Consider the following 3,653-nt stretch of genomic DNA (forward strand, 5'->3'; position numbering starts at 1 on the left):
GCACCGCCGGTGCGCCGATGCTCGACGCGCTCGTCAGCGCCGGGCTGAGCGATGTCGTCGCGATCGTGACCCGCTACTTCGGGGGCGTGCTGCTCGGTGCCGGCGGCCTCACCCGCGCATATCGGGCCGCCGTGGCAGAGGCCGTGCTGCGGGCGATGCCCGTTACCCGCGCGCTTCGCCGCGAGGTCGCGGTCCGTTCGGCGTACGACGTCGCCCCTCAGCTCGATTCGGAGGCGCGGCGCCGGGGCTGGTCGATCGGGGCGGTCGAGTACAGCGACGACGTGACGCGGACCTACCTGGTCGGGGAGGATCAGCTCGCGCCGCTCGAGGCGCTCGCCGCCGAGCTGAGCGCCGGTTCCGCCGTCGTGACCCCGGGCGGTGCGGACTACGTCGACCTGGCACCCTGAGGCCGGATCCGCAGCGCGCTCTGCACAGCCCGGGCGTACTGCACAGCCCGAGCGCCCTGCTCAACCGAAGATCATCGGGACGTCGAAGTCGTCCTCGAACGTGCCGCCGAGCAGTGACGGGTCGATGTCGCAGATGACCGGCACGTGGTCGCTCGGCCCGTCGCCCTTGCGCTCCTCGCGGTCGATGGCGGCCCCGGTCACCGCGCCGGCGAAGGCCGGGGAGCCCAGGATGAAGTCGATCCGCATGCCCTGGTTCTTCTGGAAGCGGCCGGCTTTGTAGTCCCAGAAGGTGTACCCCTCGGGGGCGAGCGGCCGAACCACGTCTTCGACGGTCGGGGCGAAGGAGGCGAACATCGAGCGCTCGTCGGGGGACACATGCGTGGAGAGGCCTTCGACGAAGGAGGGATCGCCCATGTCGCCCGGCAGGGGGGCGATGTTCCAATCGCCCATCAGCGCGAGGGGGAGGTCGGGATCGGCGGTCAGCCAGCCCTCGGCGTTCTCGCGCAGTGCGGCCAGCCAGTCGAGCTTGTAGGCGAGGTGCGGGTCGTCGAGAGAGCGCCCGTTGGGCACGTAGAGGCTCCAGAGCCGCAGATCGCCGACGGTCACGCCGAGCGCGCGGGCCTCGAGCGGCAGACCGTTCGGGCCGACGCCCTGCACGCCCTCCTGCCCCTTGATCGGATTGCCGAAGCCCGGCATCTCGGCGAACGAGGTCGCCGCGTCGGTCATCTCGTGGCGGCTCGCGAAGGCGACGCCGTTCCATTGGTTCAGCCCGTGAATCTCGAGCTGGTAGCCGGCGCGCTCGAAGGCGTCGACCGGGAACTGGTCGGGCCGGCACTTGATCTCCTGCATCGCCAGCACGTCGATGTCCTCGCGCACCAGCCAGTCGACCACGCGAGGGGCCCGGGTGCGGATGGAGTTCACATTCCAGGTGGCGATGCGCATGGATCCAGCGTAGCGGCGGCTCGCGGGATCGGAGAACGCGGACGCCTCAGATCGCCAGCAGGAGGATCGCGACGGCGATGACGCACACCGTCAGCAGTGCAGTCGCGAGCGACAGCACCATGCGCGCCAAGCGGCGCAGACATGTCGTGAAACCCGAGCCGTTCTCGCGCTGCTCGATGACGACGATCACTCCGTCGGGCGCCTCTGTCCTCATGTCGCCAGGGTAGGCGTGACCTCCGACATCCCCCTCTGCCCGGCCACCGCAACCGCCCCAGCCACCGCAATGGCTCAGTACTGACGGGTGCGACCTCGGCGCACCCGTCAGTACTGCGCAACTGCGAGTAGCGTGTCGCTGCTGGAAGCCGGAGGGCTCGGACTGCTCCCGCGCACTCGAGGCCGATGAGCCCTACGAACTCCGAATGAAGCCTGCTACCAGGCGTTTCTCTACAGAGGGGCCGACGGGAATCGAACCCGCGTTCTCAGCTTGGGAAGCTGATGTCTTACCATTAGACGACGGCCCCGTGGCCGGTGCCGCCACAACTATAGCAGTGCGCGGAGGTCGTTCTTCTCGGCCGTTCTCAGCCGCAGACCGCCAGGTCTTCGAGCTTCTCCGCCTGATCCTCCGCGCTCCAGGGCACATCGGCTCCCGTCAGCGCGGCCAGCTCCAGAGCGAGCGCGCGGGCGAAGGCCGGGCCGCTGCTCGAATTGTTCAGCGAGACGACGACCGAGAGGCCGCTCTCGGGATCGTGATAGGCGGCGGTGAGGGTGCCGGTCATCGAACCGCTCATGCCCCACAGCGGACCCCGCCGCTCGAGACCGAAGCCCCAGAAGCGGTCGCCGGATCCAGCGTCTTCGTCGATCTCCTCGGTCGGCTCGCCGTTCTTGTCGCGCTTCGGGTTGTCGGTCGGCGAAGCCTCGGTGACGACTCCTGCGGACTCGCCGCCGAACGCCCCGTCGAGGTACTGCTCGTAGAAGCCCTTGAGGTCGGAGATCGTGGTGACCGTCGCGCCGGCGCCGCTGAGCATCGACGGCGAGACCTTGGACACCGTCATGGGATCGACGTCGCACACCGCGTTCTTGCCCTTGAACTGGCGGGTGAGGCCGGTCATGACATCCGAGCCCGTGGTCTCGGTGAGGACATTCCGCGGGTACGAGCTCGAGCTCATCCCGGCCTTAGAGAACACGTGCCGTTCGAGGAGCTCGTCCACCGCCGTGCCGGTGACGGCGTTCAGCGCGCGCGCGAGCAGCAAGGTGTTCGTGTCGGCGACATGAACGTCGAGCCCGGGCCACGAGAGGGGGGAGCGTGCGAGCCCCTGGGCCAGGAGTTCGCCCTCCGGCCACTGCCGCGCCGGGTTGTTGGCGAAGATCGAGGCGATGCGCGGCTTGAAGTCGGCGAGTCCCGATTTCGCGGTGCAGAGCTGACCGTAGGTGATGCCCTCGATCCCGACCTGGCGGGGCAGATCCTCGGAGAGCTCGCGGTCGAGCTGCACCTGTCCCTCGGCGACCAGGTCGAGCAGCAGCGCGCACATGACCGGCTGGGTGGCCTGGGCGCCGCGGATCCTGGTGTTGGCGGTGACGCCGTCGCCGAAGCCCTGCACGTAGTCGCCGCCGCTGGTCCAGACGCCGACCACTGCAGCAGTCGAGCCGCTCAGCTCCATCGCGGTGCTGACGGCCGCTTCGATGCCGGCCGAGAGATCCGCGCCCACGGTGTTCGCGGTGGCATCGGCGGGGGCGAGCACTCCGCCGGCGCTGCAGCCGGCAAGACCGAGCGCGGCCGCGGAGACTGCGGCGACCGCTGCGAGGCGTGCGCGCCTTCCGAGCCGAATACCCACTGGACCGCCGATCTTTCCGAATGACACAGACCTGATGAGTTTACCGTCTGCTGCCCGCGTGCCCGGATCCTGCCTGGGCAACGGCTGGGAGGCGTCGCCGGCCGGGTGGGGGACACACGGCGGATTCAGGCGTACATCTGATGAACGAGCGAGGTGAGGCGATCCTTACTAGCATGGCAATGTGAGTGAATTCGACGCATCCGTGGTAGCCGCCGTCACCGGCCATATGAATGGCGACCACCCCGAGGACAACCTGCTGATCGCCCGTGCCTTCGGCGCTCCGGATGCGCGCGAGAGCACCATGGTCGGGCTCGATGGCGCGGCGGGCGTCTGGCGCGTCGTGGACCCGGCCGGCGAGCGCGAACTCCGCGTCGAGTGGCCCGGCGGCCCCGTGTCGGAGCGCGCTGATATCCGTCGCGAGATCGTGGCCCTCGATGTACTCTCCACCCGGCAGGCGGACGATGCGTCCCGA

The 3,653-nt window shown here is 69.3% G+C and carries 5 protein-coding genes and 1 tRNA gene; 2 read left to right on the forward strand and 4 right to left on the reverse strand.

Annotated features, from left to right (window positions below; translation table 11 throughout):
• On the forward strand, window positions 1-407 hold a 407-nt coding region (locus ACFPZL_RS11095; RefSeq protein ID WP_382335433.1), incomplete at its 5' end, for a YigZ family protein.
• Window positions 408-467: 60 nt separating this feature from the next.
• Here the strand turns inward: ACFPZL_RS11095 and ACFPZL_RS11100 are convergent.
• From ACFPZL_RS11100 to ACFPZL_RS11115, 4 genes are all read right to left on the reverse strand, one after another.
• Complete coding sequence (locus ACFPZL_RS11100) at window positions 468-1,349, reverse strand: exodeoxyribonuclease III (protein ID WP_218115434.1); 882 nt, start codon at window positions 1,347-1,349, stop codon at window positions 468-470.
• 46 nt (window positions 1,350-1,395) lie between these two features.
• A complete protein-coding gene (locus tag ACFPZL_RS11105; RefSeq protein WP_218115436.1) occupies window positions 1,396-1,563 on the reverse strand; it encodes a hypothetical protein in 168 nt (55 codons plus the stop codon).
• 236 nt (window positions 1,564-1,799) lie between these two features.
• Window positions 1,800-1,870, reverse strand: a tRNA-Gly gene (locus ACFPZL_RS11110).
• A 57-nt stretch (window positions 1,871-1,927) separates the two neighbouring features.
• Complete coding sequence (locus ACFPZL_RS11115; protein WP_218115438.1) at window positions 1,928-3,181, reverse strand: serine hydrolase domain-containing protein; 1,254 nt, start codon at window positions 3,179-3,181, stop codon at window positions 1,928-1,930.
• A gap of 181 nt (window positions 3,182-3,362) precedes the next feature.
• Between ACFPZL_RS11115 and ACFPZL_RS11120 the strand changes: the two genes are divergently transcribed.
• On the forward strand, window positions 3,363-3,653 hold a 291-nt coding region (locus ACFPZL_RS11120; protein ID WP_382335436.1), incomplete at its 3' end, for a DUF2470 domain-containing protein.

The sequence above is a fragment of the Leucobacter soli genome (genome assembly GCF_042659205.1).
GTDB classification, from domain to species: Bacteria; Actinomycetota; Actinomycetes; order Actinomycetales; family Microbacteriaceae; genus Leucobacter; species Leucobacter soli.